We start from the raw sequence: 21,213 nt of genomic DNA on the forward strand, positions 1-21,213 counted from the left end.
CTGCGGTGCGCGTTAACTGGGTGAATAAACAATAATCCTCGCTTTCGCGCCTATCTCAGCTGCGATATTTACGGTAATATTAGGAAAATTCTTCAACAAGGATCAATAAGATGGCACAAGCAAATGCATATCCTCTTAGTTTACAATTGATCTCTGTAAGCGGCACCGATAAGTTGAGTTACCTGCACGGTCAGGTCACCCAGGATCTCAATCTGCTGACGGATGATAGCTTCCTGTGGGCCGGGCATTGCAGCCCCAAAGGCAAATTATGGGCAACACTCAGGCTGAGTAAGTTAAACGACTCCTATCTGCTACTTGGCTCCCAGGCAGAAACCGACGCGTCCTGCCGTGAGTTAAAAAAATACGGCGTCTTTGCCAAGGTTGATATTGAGATCACCCATCATCAGGTGATTGGTATTCTGACCGATGACATGACGAGCACCTGCGAGCAGATCGGGCTCACCTTCGCTCAGGGGGCCAATGCTTGTACATTTGGTGGCAACAATAAGGCACTGCTGCTGGACAGCCAGCGACTTCTGCTGATTGTGGAGCACGGCTACACCTTGCCACAAGGCGTGGCTTTGCACACAGATCCGACCCCGTTTGAGGCCGCTTCGATTCTGGCCGGCGAGCCACAGCTCGGCGAATCCAGCATTGACGAGTATGTTCCTCAAATGGTTAACCTGCAGGCACTCGGCGCGATCAGCTTTAAAAAAGGCTGCTATACTGGTCAGGAAACAGTAGCCCGGATGCGTTATTTGGGCAAAAATAAACGTGCCTTATATATTCTCAAGGGCCAGGCAGCAGCGCATCCGCAGGAATCTGAACTTGAGATACAACTGGATGGTGACAACTGGCGCCGGGCGGGTAAAGTGATCCATCAGGCCTACGACAGCACACATCAGGATTATTATGCGTTGGCTGTGATGGCCAATGATTTGACTGACACATCCGTGTTGCGCGGCAAAATGCACCCGGACGTTGAGCTGACTATCCAGCCATTACCCTATTCTTTAGAAGACAATTAAGCGGAAATATTATGAAGATTGCCCCGAATACCGTTGTAAAAATGCACTACGCTGTACTGGACAACGATGATAACAGCATAGACAACACTTTTGATGATGAGCCACTTGAGTTTATCGTTGGTACGGGTTATTTAATTTCGGGCCTGGAAGAAGCCTTGATGAGCAAACAAGCTGGCGACAAGTTCAGTGTCTCTGTAGAGCCACAAAATGGCTACGGTGAACGTCATGATAATCTGATGCAGGCTGTGCCTAAAAGCATGTTCGAGGATATCGAAGTGGAAGTCGGTATGCAGTTTCGTGCGACCACAGACGAAGGTGAGCAAACCGTGATTGTGATCGGCATCGAAGGTGATGATGTTATCGTTGATGGCAACCACCCGCTTGCCGGCATCACGTTAAATTTTGATGTTGAAATTCTCGAAGTGCGCGAAGCCACATCCGAAGAGCTGGAGCATGGTCATGTGCACAGTGAAGGCGGCTGTGGCCATCATCACTAATCCACAAATAAACACTAGAAAGCGCCTATTGGGCGCTTTTTTTTATGTCCTCAAGGGCTGCAAGTACACCCGCCTGATCGTTCGTACCAATGCGATATTGTGTGCCATCTGCAAGCACAAACTCAATGGCTTTAAAACCATGTGCCGCGTACACCCAGCCATCATGCGTGATCTTCACCCCAATACCATGACGAAATGAGTTAGTCACTGCCGCGAACGATTGCAACTCATTTACATTGACCGTTTTCTTCAGGACACCCGGACCAAACCACCAGCTCACAGTCTGCCGTTTCTGGTCAACTTCCAGTGTCAGCCCATAGAATAAGAAACCTATCAACGCCAGAATACCAATAAATCCGTATAACAGCGCATTGTGGCCTAACAAATAGATTGCCATCGCAACAAACGTGGCGAACCAACCCAGCAACGCCCAAATTATCCAAGACCATTGCGTCTTTTTATACATGCACTTACACACCTTAATTAAAACTATATACGAGTGTCACACCAAGCTCACTATCCACCTTCTCTTTGCCTTCTTCCGGTTGAGAGTGATAACGGTAGGTGTAAGCCACTTTCATTGAAACACCACCCATTACCTGACTAATCAGCGCCGTTTCAGAAAACACCCGGGCACCCAGACCTGACATAGATCTTTCATAGCTGATGTCCTGATTGAAGCGGGTACGCTTTGATACAGTACGCTCCCACTGCAGTGCTGCGCGCAGCAAGTGACCACGTTCAACCCTTTCCTGTCCCGGCTCTAGTTCAATTTCATCCTCTCGCCGATATAGAGACAAACCGGGACCAATATCTAAATCTACGGTGTTCTTACGTCCTTCAAAAACACGCTTGCCATAGCCGACAACAAACGTGGTAGTGTATTCACGACCATTGAACTCATCTCGCTCAAAATCACTATATAAAAACAAGGACGTATTTTTCTGACCTATTTTATAGTTACCCTGCGCCGAGATGAAGTAACGAGAAGCAGTTTCATCTTCAATATTAGTATCAGGATCCACCTCCCGACGATACGCACCATCGAGCTTAAACTGATTGCGCCAATATTTAAAATCCTGATAGAGATTACTTTTTAGTTTAAACGCGGTATTGCTGGTATTACCCCGATTGAGTAAAACGCCAAATTCAACGTCACCGTATAAAAACTCCCCCTCGTGCAAAGCGTGAATTTCTTCATCCGACAACTCACCGTACTCATGAAAATCTTCGAATGGATCAACGGCCAAGGCCTCAGCACTGAGCAACAGTCCAGTGCTGTAAAGGAAAAAAAGGGCGTGTCTCACTGCACTGATTTCTCTTACTGCTTCCAGATAATATGGCAAAAAGGCGCGTCCAGGTCGCGGCTTATCAGGATTTTGGCAAAAACCGTATCGCCCTGAGCGAGCTCCAGCCCTACGATCACCTGAACGAAGTGCTCCGCTTCTGCTTCTTGTTCATAAGCGACCACTGACTGCCAGCTGTCATCGGGGACACTGTCTTCGATAAATCCAAACTCCTCACTGTGACTGTCGAACAGTTCAACGTCTTCGGCTGTCAGGTTATCAGCGGCGAGCTCAAGAAAAATATCATAGGCTTGTTGAGATACTTCTTCGATGGAACTTAAACGTGCAGACATTACATCACCTCGTCTGTCAAAATTGAGGGGTATAGTAGCAAATTGCAAATTTACAAAGCTATGGCTTTTAGTTAGTTTTAACAAAATTGTCGCCCAATTGCATGAAAACCGTAAATTGACCTGCTCAGTGTGCCATCGACATTGCTGGCACCATTAAAGTAAATACTCTATGCTAGCCCAGCAAACAGAAAAGCATAAGAATAGTGAGCGAAAAGGAAAAAGACATGGTCCAGTTAGAGACAACTGATGGCATTGCCTGGGTCACCCTGAACAGGCCAGAGAAGCAGAATGCACTGTCTTACGAGATGTTCAGGCAGTTAGATAACATCATCCACACACTCAGGCGAGATCGACAATTGCGTGCTGTGGTACTTCAGGGTCAGGGGGCGCATTTTTGCGCGGGTCTGGATGTCAGTGCCGTTATGAAAAAACCCCGCAATATCGTCTCGCTGCTTGGCAAATGGCTACCAGGTAAAGCCAACCTGGTACAACGCGTTTCACTGGGCTGGCGTGCCCTGCCAGTGCCTGTTTTTGCCCTGGTGCGGGGCAATTGCCTGGGTGGTGGCTTGCATATTGCTCTGGGCGCTGACTATCGCATTGTGTCACCCGATGCTCAGTTTGCCATCATGGAAGCCCGCTGGGGATTGTGTCCGGATATGAGTACCAGCATCATGTTGCCTGGGATAATGCGTCATGATCAGGCGCTCTGGCTCGCCTCGAATCCGCAACGCATTACTGCTGAACAGGCCTACGAAATGGGACTGGTTACAGAGATCTGCGACGACCCCTTAGTCAGTATCCAGCAACGAATTGCCCAACTTGAGAGCGTTTCACCGGATGCGCTGGCAGCCATAAAGTGTCTTTACAATAGCGCTTACTACCCGTCACAGCGTAAGTTGTTATGGCAGGAAACCTGGTTTCAGATAAAGCTGCTGCTGTCTAAAAATACCCGCACAGCAATGTACAATGGCCGTCAGTCTGACACGCCCAAGCCATATCGTCCGCGCGGAAAATGGTAATAAGGTCGCATTGTGAGGCACACAGATTGTGCTCAGAATAACCACAGGCTTAATCGAAAACGTATCTACTATGATGATTGCTCTGCGATTTATCGCATCTCTTGCGATTCTGATTGGCTGCCTCTGGGCGGCCAGGTTGTTCACTGCTGCCTTTGCCCTGAGTCTGCCAGCCCCGTTACTGGGACTCGTACTGCTGTTTATATTACTCCAGACCGGCACCATAAAAAGCGAGTACTTACTCCCCTCATGCAAGCCAATTTTAAAGTATATGGCCGTGTTTTTTATCCCTGCCGGCGTTGGGTTGATTAGCTATCTGGAAATACTTGGTCAAAACGCCTGGCTGCTGGTGAGTGTGCTCATCCTGGTACCGGCACTGGGTCTGCTCCTCACGGGAAAACTGGCAAGCAAGGGCAGATACTATGATTAATATGTTGCTGGGCTGCTCAATCACCCTGGTGTTATTTTTTGTTATGAGAAGACTGAATCAGCGCTGGCGCTCACCTGTGCTGAATCCCGTATTGCTATGCATTGTGATAATCAGCGCCACTTTGCTAGTAAGTGGCATAGATTATATTGACTATCGCAATGCAACGACACCAGTCAGCTTTTTCCTTGAGATTGCCGTGGTGGCCCTTGCCCTGCCGCTGTACCAGCAGCTCCATGCAATCAGACCTTATCTTGTCTTGATCTGTGCCTGCAGCTTTGTCGGGATCTCCAGTGCAACCCTGGTGGCCTTTCTGCTCTGTCAGCTGTTTAGCGCATCTACGGCACTCAGTGCATCACTCATGGCTTTGTCCGTCACCACACCGATCACATTGATTGTAACTGATTCACTAAATGGCTTGCCCGGGGTCGCTGCCATCATGGTGATTTTAATTGGCGTGCTGGGCGGCGTCTTTGGCTTGTCACTGCTCAGTCTAGCCGGAGTGACTCAACCCCAGGCCAAAGGGATTGCGCTGGGCGTAGCCTGTCATGCAATTGGCACAGCCGCCGCCATGGAATATCACCCTGCTGCGGGTGCTTTTGCCTCCGCTGCGATGATAATCAGTGCCGTGATCACCGCAAGCTGGGTGCCGGTGCTTTTTACTCTGTTACAGGGCATAATCAGCTAGACTGAGAGAAATCACTTTATCATCAACCGATAAGCTGTCACGAATTGCCGTGACAGCCACGCAGGAGCACACTGTGATAGAACAAGAAATCGCACAAATCGAGCATTACTACGTGCTGATCCGGGACTACCTGGTCACTTACAGCATGCAATTATTGGGTGCGCTGGTGATCCTGATCCTCGGCTTATGGCTGGCGAAAAGGCTCGCGAAAGCCACCGAAACCTTAATGCTCAAGCACAACATTGACGTCACGCTGACAAACTTCATCAGTAATGTGGTCAAAGTCCTGATCATCATTATGTTTACCATCATAGCGCTCGGCAAAATAGGGATCAGTGTGACCCCCTTTGTGGCAGCAATTGGTGCGGCCTCACTGGGTGCAGGCCTGGCGGTTCAGGGCATGTTATCTAACTATGGCTCGGGGCTGGCCATTATTGCCACTCGCCCTTTTGTGGTGGGCGACACCATAGCCGTCAAAGGAGTCTGCGGTCAGGTAAAGAGTATTGAACTGGGCCACACCATTTTGATTAACGAAGAAAAAGTCGAAATCACCATTCCCAACAAGCATATCATTGGTGAAATTATGCAAAACTCCTTTGCACACTCTCTGGTTAAAGGCGAAATAGGTATTGCCTATAGTGCCAGTGCCGAGCAGGCCATTGCAATTATTAATGATATCCTGTCACGCCATGACGCAGTGGCCGACACGCCACAGGCACAGGTTGGGATAGAGTCCTTTGCAGATAGCGCCGTCGTGATCAGCTACCGATACTGGGTGCCTACAACTCAGATCATCGAACATAAACTGGCCATCAACGGGGCTATTTATGCCGCTATCCAGACAGCCAACATTGAAATTCCGTTTCCACAACGGGTTATCACTATCAAAGAGAAGCCACCCTCAGCAGATTGATCCTGTTCGTTTTTCACTCTATGCTGTCAATGTTTTGTCTACAAAACATACAACATGTAAAACGGAGTGATCTATGAACACAAGAAGATTAATGCAGTTATGCTGTGCCGTCGGCCTGCAACTCACTGCAGCACACAGCTGGGCGCAAATCAGCTCGTCCAGTTATGACTGTCACGCCCTGCCCGAGTGGTCTGGCTCTGCGGTCTATCGCAAAGGGGATCAGGTACGCGCCCAGGCAGTGGCCTATGAAGCCAAATGGTATAGTCAAAATGACCTGCCTGCGAATAATTCGGGCACCTATGAGGTATGGCAAGAGCTTGGCCAATGCACCAGTGGCAATGCCCCTGTGGTTACTTTGGTAAGCCCCTCAGATGGCGCTATTGTAAACAAAAATGACAACGCTGTTTTTTCGGCAAGCGCCAGCGATCAGGATGGCGACCTTGCCCAGGTTGAGTTTTTTGTCGATGACATCAGTGTCGGTATACTCAGCCAGGCGCCCTATCAACTTACCTGGTCCGCACAGCTGGGCATGCACACGGTGAGCGCAGTTGCAAAAGACGCCAAAGGGAACCTGAGTACACCCGCAACGGCAAGTATCACAGTGCGCGATGACAGCGGTAATGTCCCCCCGGCTCTCACCATAGATACACCAACCAACAACCAGGCATTTAAAGTTGGCGATACCGTTAGCCTTGCTGTGCAGGCCACTGACACTGATGGCCAGGTTGTGCAGGTCGAAATATGGCGTGATGCCCAACGCCTGGCAACGCTCAGCACCCCGCCTTTTCGCCATGATTTTGTCACCGTGAGCCCGGGCAGTAAACAGCTCAGAGTCATTGCACAAGACGACAAAGGCGCAACCGCTGAAGCCAGTGTGATCATTCAGGTAAACGCTGCAAGTTCAGGCGGCTGTGCAGGCCTGAACACTTATCGCGCGGGGCAAAGCTATCAAAATGGTGAACTGGTAGCGCATAATAATCGCAAATACCGCTGCGACATTGCGGGCTGGTGTAGCTCCAGTGCTGCGTGGGCCTATGAGCCCGGTGAGGGTCAGCACTGGCAGGACGCCTGGAGCGATTTAGGGATCTGTGCGATCGCGCCCGAAGTTAGCTTTAGTCAGCCTAACGACAATGCCACTTTGCTGCTTAACCAGCCGACACAAATCGCGGTCAGCGCTTCCGATGCTGACGGGACTATTTCGCAGTTAGACTTGTATGCTGATCAAACCTTACTTGGCAGCACCGCGCAAACTGCACTGACTGTTGAGTGGATCCCGGCGAACACCGGGCCAGTTACACTCAGTGCCGTTGCAACTGACAACGAGAGTAACCAGAGCCAGCAATCAATCCAGGTTACAGTGACAGATCAGCCTTTGGTGGTTGATTTAACCGCCCCAACTTCGGGTACCCAATATGTACTGGGTAGTGCGATCACTATCAAAGCCAATGCTCAGGCGCTCAGCGGTCAGATCTCGATGGTCGATTTTTATGCCAATGGGGTAAAAGTTGCTAGCGATACACAAGCGCCTTATGAGTTTAATTACGCACCCGCAACAGTTGGGCAGCTCAGCATCTATGCAGCTGCGACCAGCACATCGGGAGATACGGAAAACAGCCCAGCCGCCACTGTCACTGTGATTGCCCCACCGGTTGGCAAGACCCATAAACTCATAGGCTACTGGCATAACTTTGTTAATCCGGCTGGCTGCCCTATTCCACTGGATCAGATCTCCGATGCCTGGGACATCATCGACATCGCCTTTGCTGAGAACGATCGTTCGTCTAACGGTACGGTGCACTTTAAACCGTTTGAGAAAGACATTCGCTCTAACTGCCCACCCATTGACCCCGCTAAATTCAAAACCGATATGCAGGCACTACAGGCCCAGGGGAAAATTTTTGTACTCAGCCTGGGTGGCGCCGAAGGCACCATTACCTTAAATACCGATGCCGATGAAGCCAATTTTGTCAGCAGCCTCACTACTATTATTCGGGAGTGGGGATTTGACGGTCTGGATATCGACCTTGAAAGTGGCTCAAACCTGTTGCACGGCTCTCAGATACAAGCCCGCCTGCCCAGAGCAATCAAACAAATTGAACAGAATATGGGCGGTGATATGGTACTCACTATGGCGCCGGAACACCCTTATGTACATGGCGGTATGATAGCCTACTCCGGGATCTGGGGCGCGTATATACCGCTTATCAACGAGCTCAGGGACACCCTGGATTTACTGCATGTCCAGCTCTATAACAATGGCGGACTGCCTAACCCATACGAACCGGGCAGCGCACCGGAAGGCTCTGTCAATATGATGGTGGCACACGCCAAAATGCTGATTGAAGGGTTCGACTTAGCCGATGGCAGCCGCTTTATGCCGCTCAGAGATGATCAGGTCGCCATTGGCCTGCCATCCGGCCCGCAATCCGCTAATTCCGGTCAGGCACCGATTGCCAATATCATAGCGGCGCTGGACTGTCTGACTAAAGGCACACAATGCGGCACCATTGCACCCAGCCAGCCTTATCCGGCTTTTGGCGGTGTAATGACCTGGTCAATCAACTGGGATAAATTCGATGGCTACAACTTTTCCGTACCCATTGGTAATAAGCTCACTGAAATGAATCAGGGTCGATAAGCACCTGATTACAGGGTAACGATGGCCTCCTGCCCGTTACCCTCCTCCCGTGCTTGTTTTTGTTCTTGGTATTTTGCCTCTGGCAGATCGGCATAATTAACGCTAAGGTGAGGTTTACCCGGTTAGCGCCAATAATATTCAAGGAGATCACATGAGTAACACCCCCTACACGCCGCCCAAAGTGTGGACACATCAGCCCAGTAGCGATAACAAATGGGCCAATATTAATAGCCCGGAATCCGGTGCCAGGTATGAACAGGCACTCCCTGTCGGCACACACCCTTTGCAGCTTTACTCGCTTGGGACACCAAACGGGCAAAAGGTCACCATTATGCTGGAAGAGCTGCTGGCACTTGGGGTCACCGAGGCTGAATACGATGCTTACCTGATCAATATTGGTGAGGGCGAGCAGTTTTCTTCTGGCTTTGTTGACGTTAATCCAAACTCAAAAATTCCCGCTCTGGTCGATAAATCGGGTGAAACAGAGGTCAAAGTCTTCGAATCTGCTTCTATCCTGGTTTATTTAGCCGAAAAGTTTGGTCACTTATTACCTTCATCCGGCTCACCAAGAACAAACACCTTTAACTGGTTGTTCTGGGCACAAGGTTCAGCGCCATTTGTTGGTGGTGGTTTTGGTCACTTCTATGCTTATGCGGATGAAAAGCAGGAATACCCTATCAATCGCTTTGCCATGGAAGCCAAACGTCAGCTGGATGTGCTGAACAAGCACCTGGCAGACAACACCTATGTTGCAGGCGAACAATACACTATTGCCGATATCGCCATCTGGCCCTGGTATGGCAACCTGGCACTGGGCAAACTATACGATGCCGGCGAGTTTTTACAGGTGCACGAGTATGAGCACGTGGTGCGCTGGGCTGAGCAAGTTAGCGCACGTCCCGCGGTACAACGTGGCCGGGTAGTAAACCGCACCTTTGGTGAGCCCTGGGAGCAGCTGCGCGAACGCCACAGCGCAGCCGATATTGACGCCGTACTGGCATTAAAGGCCTAAGTACACAGCGCGTGTCCCACACGCGCTGACTTTCTCACTCTCAGAGACACTTAGCCACTCTATTTCTTTCCCCTTCTGCACTTCAGGTGCTCAGCGATTAGTTGCAAGATATAAAAATCAAATATAAATGACAATTATTAGCATTTGTGTTCTTATAATCATATTGACCATTATGTGGTTTAGATCCACAGCCCATCAAAGGAGGAGCTATTTATGCTGCAATACGAAGCCGCGCCAAATTGCACAGCCGAACAATACGAACATGCACTCGCCCCCTGGCAAAAAGCAATGACCGAGGGCAACTGTGCATTTGAAAGTCAGTCGTTCTATCGCGCCAGAGATCACTATCAATGTGCCCTGTATCTGGTGAGCAATTTAATCGCCCACTTTACCCATCAGTATGACCAGCCACTTCAGGAAGAGGCACTGATGCACTGCTGCCCAGCACTCGTCATAGCTGCCCATAACCTGGCCGACTGCTACCTTGCCATGGCATTGCCACACAAAGCCTGTGAGCAGCTCATAACAGTACACCAGCAGCTGGTCCAGCTCGGTGATCATGCGAACCCCCAGGTCGGATTCATTGCAATGCGCCACGGTATGAGAACGCGTACAGAGTTAATGCACTTTATTGCTAACCACCAGGCACACAAAAACCTGGTGAGCTGGGCGACCTCGGTACTCAACACCCCACGTTCAGCACACCATTACCATTAATCCAAAGGAGAGAAGTATGGCATTTACACTGCCCGAATTACCTTACGCCTATGATGCGTTAGAGCCGCATATTGACAGTAAAACCATGGAGATCCACCACACCCTGCACCACCAGACCTACGTAAATAAGGCCAATGCCGCGCTTGAGGGCAGCGAATTTGCAAACCAATCCAGTATAGAATTGCTGACCAATATTCATAATTTACCCGACGCTTTACGTGGTGCGGTGCGCGACCACGTCGGCGGTCACAACAACCACTCCCTATTTTGGGAGATCATGTCACCACAAGGCGGACTGCTGCACCACGGAGCACTGTCTGATGCCATTGATAAACATTTTGGCGACTTTGATACATTTAAAGCACAGTTTACCCAGGCAGCAGTCAGTCGCTTTGGCAGTGGCTGGGCCTGGCTGGTCATTGATGCTCAAAAATGTCTGCAGGTTACCAGCTCGCTGAATCAGGACAGCCCATTGATGGACGGCCTGACGCCCATTTTGGGCCTTGATGTATGGGAGCACGCCTATTATCTGAAATACCAAAATCGCAGGCCTGAGTACATTGAAGCCTTTTACAAGGTGATTAACTGGCAGGAAGTGGAACGCCGTTTTATCGCCGCCATTGATTAATACCAATTTCACTTAATACTTGTTCCATTTGACGGATCAAATAGGACGCTAACTGTGTTAAAAATTTCTTATTTAGAACGACTAAACATCAAAATTTTTGCCCGGTTATCGACCCTATTTTCTCGTCTCAAAATAGAACACTTAATTAAGCAAATTGGTATAAACCGCATAAACAAAAAAGCCAGCGAAAAAACGCTGGCTTTTTTCCCGGCGGCGCAGTTAAGGTCTTTGCGCCGCAATTGGGCCATGTTGCAAGTTAACATGTGGGTTCTGCCCACGCTGTCTGAGCAAATGATCCATCAGGGTAATGGCCATCATCGCTTCGGCAATCGGGATAGCCCGGATCCCCACACATGGGTCATGACGACCTTTGGTGATCATCTCTACCGATTCATTCTGGGTGTTGATGCTCTGTCCCGGGATAGTAATGCTCGACGTCGGTTTAAGCGCTATCGAGGCAATGATATCCTGACCAGTCGAAATCCCGGCCAGCACGCCACCCGCATGATTGCTGGTAAAGCCTTCGGGTGTCAGTTCATCCCGGTGTTCTGAGCCTTTTTGCTCCACCACCTCAAAGCCGTCACCGATCTCAACACCTTTAACCGCATTAATGCTCATTAAAGAGTGCGCCAGCTCTGCGTCCAGCCTGTCAAATACCGGTTCGCCCAGACCAACAGGCACGCCTTTAGCCACCACTTTTACCTTTGCACCGACTGAATCTCCCTGCTTTTTCAGGTCGCGCATATACTCATCCAGCGCATCCAGTTTAGTGGCATCGGGAAAGAAAAAGGGGTTCTGCTCGACCTGTTGCCAGTCGAACTGCTCGGCTTTAATTGGCCCCAACTGCGACAGGCAGGCATGGATCTCAATGCCATGTACTTGCTTGAGATATTTTTTCGCTATGCCACCGGCAGCAACACGAATGGCGGTTTCCCGTGCTGACGAGCGTCCGCCGCCGCGATAGTCGCGGTGTCCGTATTTATGCCAGTAGCTGTAATCACCGTGGCCGGGACGGAATACGTCCTGGATTTTACTGTAGTCTTTAGAACGCTGATCGGTATTCTCGATTAATAAGCCAATACTGGTGCCGGTGGTTTTGCCCTCGAACACGCCAGAGAGTATTTTAATTTCATCCCCCTCGCGACGCTGAGTTGTATAACGGCTTTGCCCGGGTTTACGCCTGTCCAGGTCGACCTGGAGATCCGCTTCGTCCAGTTCCAGTCCCGCCGGGACACCATCCACCACACCACCCAGCGCAACGCCGTGACTTTCGCCAAAGGTCGATACCCTGAATAACTGGCCTATGCTATTGCCTGCCATTGATTTTCCTCATTCCAAAAAAACACTTTTGCGCTTCCCTGACCACAGGAAAACGCTTAGTCGTTAAAGTAATCCAGCAATTGTTTTTTACTGATCACAAAGACGCCCAGCCCGCCGCGTGCAAATTCCAGCCAGGTAAATGGCGCACCGGGATAAAGCGCTTCCATATGTACCATAGAATTACCCACCTCGACAAATAGCAGCCCCTCTTCTGTGAGGTGCGCTGCGGCTTCCTGTAGCAAAGTGCGTGTAACATCCAGTCCATCTTCTCCCGACGCCAGACCCAGCTCAGGTTCATGATGGAACTCCTCAGGGAGATCCGCCATATCTTCTGCATCCACATAAGGTGGATTGGCCACGATCAGATCATATTGCTGTCCGGGCACCCCGCTGAACACATCCGACTGAATAGCAAAAACCTGCTCCTGGACCTGATGATCATGGATGTTCATCTCGGCCACCGCCAGCGCATCAAACGAAATATCAACCGCATCCACCTGAGCCTGTTCAAACGCTTTGGCCAGCGCAATGGCAATACAACCAGAGCCCGTACACATATCCAGGATCCGGGTCACTTTTTCCGGCGACTTTAACCAGGGCTTGAACTGGGTTTCAATCAGCTCAGCAAAGGGCGAGCGTGGCACGAGTACGCGCTCATCCACATAAAAAGGCAGTCCCGCGAACCAAGCCTGGTTGGTCAGATAGGCAACCGGAATGCGCTCGTCGATACGCAGTCTAAGGTATTCTACCAGCCTGACTTTTTCGCTGTGTGTCAGGCGTGCGCTAATTAGCTCCTTCGGCGCATCAACAGGCAGGTTAAGCAATGGCAAAACCAGGCTGACAGCCTCATCCCACGGATTGTCGGTACCGTGTCCAAAAAACACGCCATTACCCGCAAACTGGCTGGCAGTCCAGCGTAACCAATCCTGGATGGTGATTAAATCCCGATAGGCTTCTTCAGCCATCGCCTGAGAAATAACAGAGTCGCTCATGAGTTGCTCTCACTACTAATTGTATGGCGGCATTGTAACGGTTTTTACGCTAGGTTTTTACGCTTTTTTTCTTTAAAATACTGCTATGAACACAGATAAACCAAACTCACAACTGCCAGCCGATGATTTCTCCCTGTTTCGTGAGGCGATTTCTGGCACCACCCAGTTCAAGCAAGACACAGTGCAACAGGTAAGACGCCAGACGCGCTTTAAGGGTGAGGTCATCGCCGAGCAAAAGAAACAGCATCAGGCTGAGTTCTATTTTTCGGACGAATACGTACCAGATATAGACACATATGGCACCGTCAATTATGTTCGCCCGGGTGCCGATAAATATCTGGCCAAACAACTTCGCCGCGGTGATTACGCGCCTGAGCTTATTCTTGACATGCACGGTATGAACAAGGAAACCGCGAAAGACGAACTTGCGGCCTTGATCCACGCCTGTAAAAAGCAACACGTGGCCTGTGCCTGCGTAGTCCATGGCATTGGCGAGCGCGTGTTAAAGCACAAAGTGCCTCAGTACCTGGTACAGCATCCCGATATACTGGCGATCCACCAGGCACCGCTGGAGTATGGTGGCAAAGGCGCCGTACTGATCCTGGTAGACCTACCACAGAGCATGGAATTTCGCCGTTAGTTTTATTACAGGGCCATTGCTCAAGCGCATCGTCCTGTTACATTTTCCAACAACACAATCTGATAGGATTTTTCTTTTACTTACCACAGTCTCTCCCCCCTGATTACCTCGCTCCGTGAGCTTGATTTAACACTCAGATCACCAAGCTAGCGACATGGTAACAAATACGTTATATTGCCAGTCAATCTGACTATTTTTATTGCAACATTTACTCTCAAACCATGAATGAACTTTTAAGCTCAGACTTGAGCATCTTACTCCTGGAGCCGTCCCAGACCCAAAGACGGATCATCAGTAACGAACTTCAGGAAGAAGGGATCCAGAATATCGAGTGTGTGGACACACTTGCGGCCGCCATAGAGAGCCTAAATAGCAGCAAACCCGACTTAGTGATCAGTGCACTCTATCTGCCTGATGGTGACGCACTCACGTTATTGCAGCATATCCATACGGCATTAGCGGACCATCAGCTGCCCTTTATGCTGATCTCCAGTGAAACCCGCCGACCACAACTGGAAGCCTTTAAACAGTCTGGCGTCGTAGCCATTCTGCCCAAGCCCTTTAACAAAACCCACCTGGGCAAAGCCCTCAATGCAACCCTGGATATTTTGTCCCCGGAAGAGTTAGAGCTGGACTTGTATGATATTCAGGAACTCAGGATCCTGGTCGTAGACGATTCACGCCTGGCACGTAATCATATCCGCCGGGTACTCAACAACCTGGGCGCATCCCGAATCAGCGAAGCCGAACATGGTGCACAAGCGCTGTCTATTTTGCAAGACACCATGTTTGATTTGATCATCACCGACTACAACATGCCAGAAGTGAACGGTCAGGAGCTGGCCGAAGCCATTCGTAACTCTAACGAGCACAATCATGTCCCTATCCTGATGGTGTCCTCTGAGGCCAATGAAACACATCTGGCTAATATCGCGCAGTCTGGTGTGAATGCTTTGTGCGACAAACCATTCGAGCCCCAGGTCGTAAAACAGTTGATCTACCAACTGCTTGAACAAAACTAGCCAATAGTTGGCTAAAACCGCTATTCAGACTGGTCAAAATCATCAAGGTGAATTTTGACCAGTCTAAAAATAAAAACAAAAGTCTATATATTTCAATACAGTATAAATTTTCTTTAAGCTGGCACAACCTTTGTAATAGTTAGAACGACTAACACATTAACGTCATCGTGACTAACCCAAAAGGAACCAGACAATGAAAACGGCAACTCAACTTAGCATCCTTATCCTGACACTTGGCCTGAGCACCAGCGCACTCGCCGCGGGCAATACCAGTGTCGCAGCCAGTGTCAATGCCAGCAGTATTACCAGCAGTGCCAGCAGCTCTGTAACGCAAGAAGTGCTCAGCGAGATTAAGTCTCACGTCAGCCAGACCATCAAAGCAAACCTCATTGAGCTGAAAAGAAGCACTAAAGCCGCGCTTACCCAATCTTTAACACCGGAACAAAAAGTAGCCCGGCAACCGCAGGACAAAGGACAATAACATGCTGAATGAAATGACACTGTTGAGCTTACTGGCCACACCCGTTATCAGCCTGATGCTGGCATATGGCTCAATTGAATTGATTAAACTTCTCAATCAGAAATGGTCAATGGGACGTACATCATGACAGGGCAAAACCGGGGTATAAAAAAACCCGCACAGGGCGGGTTTTTGTCAGAACAACTCAGCCGAGCTTACAGGTCGCCTTCGTTTTCTGACAGGAACTTAGCAACGCCTTCAGGGCTTGCGTCCATACCTTTTTTGCCTTCAGTCCAACCAGCTGGACATACTTCACCGTGCTCTTCGTGGAACGCCAGCGCGTCAACCATGCGCAGCATTTCGTCGATGTTGCGGCCAAGAGGTAGATCGTTTACTACCTGGTGACGTACGTTACCTTCAGAGTCAATCAGGAAAGAACCACGGAAAGCAACACCTGCTTCTGGGTGCTCAACGTCATACGCCTGACAGATTTCGTGCTTCACGTCTGCAACCAGGTCATATTTAACCGGACCGATACCGCCTTCGTTTACAGGCGTGTTACGCCATGCGTTGTGAGAGAACTGAGAATCGATAGACACACCGATCACTTCAACACCACGCTTTTGGAATTCTTCGTAACGCTTGTCAAATGCGATTAGCTCAGAAGGACAAACGAAAGTGAAGTCTAGTGGGTAGAAGAAAATAACCGCTTTCTTACCTTTGATACGCTCATGTAGATTGTAACCATCTACGATTTCACCGTTACCTAAAACTGCAGCTGCTGTAAAGTCAGGTGCCTTGCGGCCTACTAATACACCCATTGTTATCTCCAAATAGTTAGTTTGAGTTCCAAAGTCTCACAATCACACAGAGCAACATGCCATTTCAGACAACGCTTTTCTGTATCACTGCGAATTGTCACTTATTATTGAGGCGTTTTATAAAAAAACAACCCCTATACCAGATGGTATTATTTGGCGCTCAGTGTATGCTGTTCCTTCAAAAGGATACAATCGAATTATCCGATAGCAGCCATCTAATAAATTGATGGCGCAGTGAATAACCAATATCACAGGTGTTTACAGACACAAAAAAAGCACCCTGAGGTGCTTTTCATCACTGGATCATCCAGATTAGTCCATAATGTCGTCCGGCATATCGCCACGCAACTGCTGCCAAATCTCACCAGAACGATGACCGTAGCGACGCATCAGTGTAATGGCACCGTCATGATCACCTTTTTCTGCCAGCGCTGTCAGATCGGCGTAAAACTCGCGAGCCAGCTCACGGGTACGCGGATCGGAGAAGTAATGACAACCAATCTTGGAGTACAGGCCTTTAAAACCGTTGAGGATCAACACATAGATTTTATTGTTACCGGCACTGGCCAGTTGATGGTGCACACGGTAGTCGTACTCGGCAAAGGCTTCCGCTGTGTCAGCCACTTCTGCATGCTTAGACAGAATATCAATCACGGATTGAGGATTAAACTTAATCGCAGCCCGGGTGTAAATCGCACTGATATTGGTGCGTGCCGACAGCAGCTGATCGGTCAGCTCAGGTACCTTATCCTCATCCAGACGGGCCAGTGTCTCCAGAATATTCAGACCGGATGTTTCCCAGAAATTGTTTACCCGGGTCGGTTTGCCATGCTGGATAGTCAGCCAGCCATCACGCGCAAGACGCTGCAGTACTTCTCGCAAAGTGGTGCGAGTCACACCAATAAGCTCTGACAGCTCGCGCTCAGCTGGTAAAATGGAGCCGGGAGGAAATTCGCCATTCCAAATCGACTCAACAATATACTCCTCAGCAAAACCTGCTGGGCTCTTGGCTTTAAAGATTCTCATTTAGCACCACTTTTGACAACATAAGGTACGTCGACAAGCCTGTGCTTCAGTGCGTAGCACACCAACAGGCTTCTGCAACTCAATAATCCACTGATTGTACCAGATGATTTGCAACTAACAAGGCATATCTGTTCCACCTTATAACAGCATTCTACAAAGGCCGTGAAAAGCCCCATTAAAGGGACTGTCCACAGAGTAAATCGTCACTTTTTTACGGTTTGATGAGCGGTTTGATCGCAACCCCCTGAACCACGGCGGCAAGCCCTGTATGATACTGGCCCTCGACCACCTGACGCTCCAGCTGTTGCAAGTGTTTCCATTCCAGCGGACTTAACTCTTCGGCGAGTTGAGTCGCACTCAGCATGGTACTCACATCGCTGCCGCCCCCGGTGCCAAAATGAATTTGCTCCGGCGCATAGGCTTCCGTTAAAAAAATGCCACCGGGCTTAAGGGCCTGGATTACACCTTGATGCAATTTTTCGCGTAAAGGCCGGGGAAATGGCGCAAAAATAGCGATAATGTTATCCCAACATAGACTGCCGAGTTCAAACTCGCCCAGATCTGCATGAATAAATTGCACCTCTACACCGACTGCCTGAGCCAGCTTTTGCGCCTTCTCTATCCCTTTGACAGAGCCATCTACCGCTGTCACCTCAAAGCCCAGCTTTGCCAGGTACACGGCATTGCGCCCTTCTCCTTCTGCCAGACTCAGCACACGTTTACCTTTCAGCTGTTTAACCTGAGCCTTTAAAAAATCATTTGGTTCAGTGCCATACGCGTAATCTGGCCCAGCAAAGCGTACATCCCACATAGGATCAAAATTCATCACAGTCTCCTCTCGTCAGGTGATATAAAGCATGCTACAACTTAAAGTCGACTTTAGGTCAAGCCCTGACAGGCACACTTTGCCTTCACTTTTACATAAAAGAGAAACACATGGATATTGCTGATGTCGCCAAGGCCTCCGGGCTCAAGCCTTCCACCCTCAGATACTATGAACAAAAAGGGCTGATCCGCAGTGCCGGACGCCATGGCCTGCGCCGCTATTATGACCCTTCAGTGCTGGAGAAACTGGCATTGATCAACCTGGGCCGTCACGTTGGTCTGTCTCTGGATGAGATTGGCCGGATGCTGCTACCTCAGGGCATCGATATTGATCGTGCATTGCTGATAGCAAAAACTGCTGAGCTGGATAAGCAGATTGCCTCTATGCAGGCTATCCGCGATGGTCTGCATCATGCCGCCCACTGCCCGGCCCCCAACCATCTCGCCTGCCCGACTTTTCAGCGCCTGATGAAGCTGGCCGGAAAACGCCTCAAGCCACTTAAGCATAAAGTCTAGTCTGATAATATTTATAATCATTATTATCAATCACTTGATTGTTATAGCTTTGCCTTGTGAGCGTGTAGTCATGTCAATTCCGGTCAGATTAACCAGATACTCCGGCTCAGTATGTTAGCGTCTGGCTTCTCTTATATTTAACCGGAACCTGATATGAACCAAACCCGACATACTTTGCTGGACGTCATCAGAGGCGCTGCCGTACTGGGCATTTTGCTGATGAATGTCCGCCTCTTTTCTGAGCCTTATGCGGCTTATTTTTCGCCGCAGATGCTGTCGACTCAATCGTCGCTGGGGCATATCTGGTGGCAGATTCAATACCTGTTTGCCGATCAGAAATTTATGGCAATTTTTTCGATGCTGTTTGGTGCCAGTACCGCGCTGATCTGCGATAAGCGATTACAGGCAGGTCAATCTCCCTATGGTTACTACTTCAGGCGATTACTCATTCTGCTCGCTTTTGGCCTCGTTCATGCGTACCTGATCTGGCATGGGGATATTCTGGTGTATTACGCCGTGTGTGGCGTCATCCCTTTATTGTTTGTCCGCGCCCCGGCTGGGCTGACGCTGCTTTGCGGGCTGGGGATATTGGCTGTTGGATCCAATAACAGTCTGACAACATTTGCAGCCCTGAAACAGCTGCCCGAGCCCATACTTTTTGACGTGATAACACAGCATTTTGCCCATACCGCCCGCATCAGCCAGGCAGAGCTGGATGCCTTTTCTGGCAGCTGGTTTGCACAACTGTCGATGCGAGCCCAACTGGCAAGAGAGTTTCACCTGTCAACCTTTCCTGCCTGGGGCATATTCAGGGTGTCCGGTCTGATGCTGATTGGCCTGGCTCTGTATCGGTTCGGCTTCATCAGTGGCCATCTTTCACGGCGCTGTTATGGCTATTTTGCGCTCTTTGCTGCCCCGGCTGGAATAACTTTGTCGCTGGCAGGGTTATGGGTTAATTATCAGCAACAGTGGCTGTTTCCGGACTACTTCTTTAAGCATTCACTGTGGAACTACTGGGGATCTGTCCTCAGCGCCTGTGGTTACATGGCTTTGCTGGCATACATTAGTCTGCGAGGCTGGCTGAGTCACTGGCGGGGCTACCTGAGCCTGGCTGGGCGCATGGCGCTGAGCAACTATTTGCTACAAAGCCTGTTATGCACGGTGTGGTTTTACGGGCTGGGATTTTACGCCAGGACCGGAGCAGCGGAAGCAATTTTAACGATCATCATAGTCTGGATGATACAGCTGGGCTTCTCAAAACGGTGGCTGATGCACTACCCATCCGGACCCGTTGAATTACTCTGGCGAAGACTGTCGGGGCGCTGATATTCAGCCCGCCATTTTGCGGGAGTGCACAAGTGTTCTTTTTTAAATGCCGTATAAAATGCGGCCCGGGTGCCAAACCCTGAGTCAAAGGCAATCTCTTCGACAGAGCGGCTCGTACTCTTCAGCAGCTCAGTCGCATGTTTAACTCGCCAGTGGTTGATGTAATCATGATAGCCAGTCCCAAGGTATTCATTGAGTAGCTGCGACAGGTTATGTGAGTTGAGCCCGACTTGCTCTGCCAATGTCGACAAGGTCAGCTCACTATCCAGATAAGGTTGCTCGGCATGGATCAGGGCTTCCAGTTTGCGCCCGTAGTAGTCTGACAGCGCGGGGGTCAAGCCTGATTTTTGATATTTCTGACGCACGGCCTGACGCTGCTGTTCAGTATAGACAACCTTTGGAGAGCGGATCACATGCCAGGCCAGCAGGAGTAAAAACAGCTGCAATACCGTATTGAGCAATGCTCTGCTATTCATTGGTGGTAACACATCGAATTGGCGAGCAATATAGTAGCTGATTTCCAGCAACAATATGATCAGATTGAGATAGCATAAGTAGTTCAGCCAGCTCAGTTTTGCAGGCGCTGAACCACCTGCTGTCTGGTTGAGCATACGAGTGGTTTGCCGTAATTGCGACAAAGCAGCCAGCACATATATCAGCTCCACGGGTGCAATAAAATGCAAGACCATATGATGACTGAACACTGGCGTGGCAAGCCCCAGCCCTTTGAACAGCAATACATGCAGCATCACCAGGGCGGCCGGAGAGAACAGTAAAATTCGCAGACGCAGGCTGACTTTTGGACTGGGAGCCTGTGACGTCACATATAGATAAAAGAGTGGACCCAGCATCATTGCCAGTGGCCCGATAAGCCGGTGTAAGGAGTCATCAGGCGCACTGGTAATGTCCACCAGCTGCACCACACCAATCAACAATAAGTAGCCCAGCAAATAGCGATTGTTCTTGCGCTGTTGCTGTGACAAAGACAGCAATAAAAATACGAACAGCAAGCAGGTTGTCGCACTGCTAACCAGGATCAGATCGTGAAATGGCACTTATACT

25 protein-coding genes are annotated in these 21,213 nt (G+C 49.7%); 16 read left to right on the top strand and 9 right to left on the bottom strand.

What is annotated here, in order from left to right; genetic code table 11:
* The first annotated feature begins 110 nt into the window (after positions 1-110).
* Complete coding sequence (locus MHN33_RS01950; protein WP_239393921.1) at positions 111-1,028, top strand: transcriptional regulator; 918 nt, start codon at positions 111-113, stop codon at positions 1,026-1,028.
* A gap of 11 nt (positions 1,029-1,039) precedes the next feature.
* Positions 1,040-1,525 carry a peptidylprolyl isomerase gene (locus MHN33_RS01955; RefSeq protein WP_239393923.1) on the top strand — a complete coding sequence of 162 codons (486 nt, stop codon included), beginning with the start codon at positions 1,040-1,042 and terminating at the stop codon, positions 1,523-1,525.
* A 25-nt stretch (positions 1,526-1,550) separates the two neighbouring features.
* Here the strand turns inward: MHN33_RS01955 and MHN33_RS01960 are convergent, their stop codons facing one another.
* Genes MHN33_RS01960 through MHN33_RS01970 form a run of 3 tightly spaced genes read right to left on the bottom strand, consistent with a single transcriptional unit; the run spans position 1,551 to position 3,164 of the window.
* Complete coding sequence (locus MHN33_RS01960) at positions 1,551-1,991, bottom strand: hypothetical protein (protein ID WP_239393924.1); 441 nt, start codon at positions 1,989-1,991, stop codon at positions 1,551-1,553.
* A 13-nt stretch (positions 1,992-2,004) separates the two neighbouring features.
* Positions 2,005-2,832, bottom strand: coding sequence for a DUF481 domain-containing protein (locus MHN33_RS01965; protein ID WP_239393926.1), 828 nt, complete (start codon positions 2,830-2,832; stop codon positions 2,005-2,007).
* A gap of 14 nt (positions 2,833-2,846) precedes the next feature.
* The gene (locus tag MHN33_RS01970; protein WP_239393928.1) at positions 2,847-3,164 is read right to left on the bottom strand and encodes a DUF440 family protein; all 318 of its coding nucleotides are present in this window, start codon (positions 3,162-3,164) and stop codon (positions 2,847-2,849) included.
* A gap of 224 nt (positions 3,165-3,388) precedes the next feature.
* On the opposite strand from MHN33_RS01970, the gene MHN33_RS01975 reads away from it, so the two are divergent.
* The 8 genes from MHN33_RS01975 to MHN33_RS02010 all read left to right on the top strand — a co-directional run bounded on the left by MHN33_RS01975 (position 3,389) and on the right by MHN33_RS02010 (position 11,203).
* On the top strand, positions 3,389-4,183 hold the full coding sequence (locus MHN33_RS01975) for a crotonase/enoyl-CoA hydratase family protein (protein ID WP_239393930.1): 795 nt from the start codon (positions 3,389-3,391) through the stop codon (positions 4,181-4,183).
* A gap of 70 nt (positions 4,184-4,253) precedes the next feature.
* Positions 4,254-4,610: a CidA/LrgA family protein gene (locus tag MHN33_RS01980; protein ID WP_239393949.1), complete on the top strand. Its 357-nt coding sequence runs from the start codon at positions 4,254-4,256 to the stop codon at positions 4,608-4,610.
* The gene (locus MHN33_RS01985; RefSeq protein ID WP_239393951.1) at positions 4,603-5,295 is read left to right on the top strand and encodes an LrgB family protein; all 693 of its coding nucleotides are present in this window, start codon (positions 4,603-4,605) and stop codon (positions 5,293-5,295) included. The genes MHN33_RS01980 and MHN33_RS01985 overlap by 8 nt, the downstream gene beginning before the upstream one ends.
* Positions 5,296-5,368: 73 nt before the next feature.
* On the top strand, positions 5,369-6,208 hold the full coding sequence (locus MHN33_RS01990) for a mechanosensitive ion channel family protein (RefSeq protein WP_239393953.1): 840 nt from the start codon (positions 5,369-5,371) through the stop codon (positions 6,206-6,208).
* Between the two features lie 73 nt (positions 6,209-6,281).
* Positions 6,282-8,846 carry an Ig-like domain-containing protein gene (locus MHN33_RS01995; protein ID WP_239393963.1) on the top strand — a complete coding sequence of 855 codons (2,565 nt, stop codon included), beginning with the start codon at positions 6,282-6,284 and terminating at the stop codon, positions 8,844-8,846.
* Between the two features lie 151 nt (positions 8,847-8,997).
* On the top strand, positions 8,998-9,858 hold the full coding sequence (gene yghU / locus MHN33_RS02000) for a glutathione-dependent disulfide-bond oxidoreductase (RefSeq protein ID WP_239393973.1): 861 nt from the start codon (positions 8,998-9,000) through the stop codon (positions 9,856-9,858).
* Positions 9,859-10,071: 213 nt separating this feature from the next.
* Complete coding sequence (locus tag MHN33_RS02005) at positions 10,072-10,575, top strand: hypothetical protein (RefSeq protein WP_239393975.1); 504 nt, start codon at positions 10,072-10,074, stop codon at positions 10,573-10,575.
* A 16-nt stretch (positions 10,576-10,591) separates the two neighbouring features.
* Positions 10,592-11,203, top strand: coding sequence for a superoxide dismutase (locus MHN33_RS02010; RefSeq protein WP_239393977.1), 612 nt, complete (start codon positions 10,592-10,594; stop codon positions 11,201-11,203).
* Positions 11,204-11,422: 219 nt separating this feature from the next.
* Here MHN33_RS02010 and aroC read toward each other — a convergent pair whose 3' ends face one another.
* Together aroC and prmB are read right to left on the bottom strand one after the other, a co-directional pair.
* Entirely contained in the window at positions 11,423-12,523 is a 1,101-nt protein-coding gene (gene aroC, locus MHN33_RS02015; RefSeq protein WP_239393987.1) for a chorismate synthase, read from the bottom strand.
* A 56-nt stretch (positions 12,524-12,579) separates the two neighbouring features.
* Positions 12,580-13,515 (bottom strand): 50S ribosomal protein L3 N(5)-glutamine methyltransferase, encoded by a 936-nt coding sequence (gene prmB, locus MHN33_RS02020; RefSeq protein ID WP_239393997.1) that lies wholly within the window; start codon positions 13,513-13,515, stop codon positions 12,580-12,582.
* Positions 13,516-13,600: 85 nt separating this feature from the next.
* On the opposite strand from prmB, the gene smrB reads away from it, so the two are divergent.
* The 4 genes from smrB to MHN33_RS23810 all read left to right on the top strand — a co-directional run bounded on the left by smrB (position 13,601) and on the right by MHN33_RS23810 (position 15,785).
* A complete protein-coding gene (gene smrB / locus MHN33_RS02025; protein ID WP_239393999.1) occupies positions 13,601-14,155 on the top strand; it encodes an endonuclease SmrB in 555 nt (184 codons plus the stop codon).
* Positions 14,156-14,376: 221 nt separating this feature from the next.
* Positions 14,377-15,177 carry a response regulator gene (locus MHN33_RS02030; RefSeq protein WP_239394001.1) on the top strand — a complete coding sequence of 267 codons (801 nt, stop codon included), beginning with the start codon at positions 14,377-14,379 and terminating at the stop codon, positions 15,175-15,177.
* A gap of 193 nt (positions 15,178-15,370) precedes the next feature.
* Positions 15,371-15,658: a hypothetical protein gene (locus tag MHN33_RS02035; RefSeq protein ID WP_239394003.1), complete on the top strand. Its 288-nt coding sequence runs from the start codon at positions 15,371-15,373 to the stop codon at positions 15,656-15,658.
* Between the two features lies 1 nt (position 15,659).
* Complete coding sequence (locus MHN33_RS23810; RefSeq protein ID WP_275442370.1) at positions 15,660-15,785, top strand: hypothetical protein; 126 nt, start codon at positions 15,660-15,662, stop codon at positions 15,783-15,785.
* 67 nt (positions 15,786-15,852) lie between these two features.
* Here MHN33_RS23810 and MHN33_RS02040 read toward each other — a convergent pair whose 3' ends face one another.
* From MHN33_RS02040 to MHN33_RS02050, 3 genes are all read right to left on the bottom strand, one after another.
* The gene (locus tag MHN33_RS02040) at positions 15,853-16,458 is read right to left on the bottom strand and encodes a peroxiredoxin C (RefSeq protein WP_010382361.1); all 606 of its coding nucleotides are present in this window, start codon (positions 16,456-16,458) and stop codon (positions 15,853-15,855) included.
* Positions 16,459-16,770: 312 nt separating this feature from the next.
* Positions 16,771-17,484: a fatty acid metabolism transcriptional regulator FadR gene (fadR, locus tag MHN33_RS02045; RefSeq protein WP_125779042.1), complete on the bottom strand. Its 714-nt coding sequence runs from the start codon at positions 17,482-17,484 to the stop codon at positions 16,771-16,773.
* Between the two features lie 211 nt (positions 17,485-17,695).
* On the bottom strand, positions 17,696-18,310 hold the full coding sequence (locus MHN33_RS02050) for a class I SAM-dependent methyltransferase (RefSeq protein WP_239394005.1): 615 nt from the start codon (positions 18,308-18,310) through the stop codon (positions 17,696-17,698).
* A 110-nt stretch (positions 18,311-18,420) separates the two neighbouring features.
* Here MHN33_RS02050 and MHN33_RS02055 point away from each other — a divergent pair, with 110 nt between their 5' ends.
* A complete protein-coding gene (locus tag MHN33_RS02055) occupies positions 18,421-18,825 on the top strand; it encodes a helix-turn-helix domain-containing protein (RefSeq protein ID WP_239394007.1) in 405 nt (134 codons plus the stop codon).
* A 153-nt stretch (positions 18,826-18,978) separates the two neighbouring features.
* On the top strand, positions 18,979-20,151 hold the full coding sequence (locus tag MHN33_RS02060; protein WP_239394009.1) for a DUF418 domain-containing protein: 1,173 nt from the start codon (positions 18,979-18,981) through the stop codon (positions 20,149-20,151).
* Here MHN33_RS02060 and MHN33_RS24000 read toward each other — a convergent pair.
* Positions 20,100-21,206, bottom strand: a complete 1,107-nt coding sequence (locus MHN33_RS24000) for an AraC family transcriptional regulator (protein WP_239394011.1) — start codon at positions 21,204-21,206, stop codon at positions 20,100-20,102. The two genes, MHN33_RS02060 and MHN33_RS24000, sit on opposite strands and share 52 nt — an antisense overlap.
* Positions 21,207-21,213: the final 7 nt, after the last annotated feature.

It is taken from the genome of Pseudoalteromonas sp. OOF1S-7 (genome assembly GCF_022347765.1).
Taxonomy (GTDB): domain Bacteria; phylum Pseudomonadota; class Gammaproteobacteria; order Enterobacterales; family Alteromonadaceae; genus Pseudoalteromonas.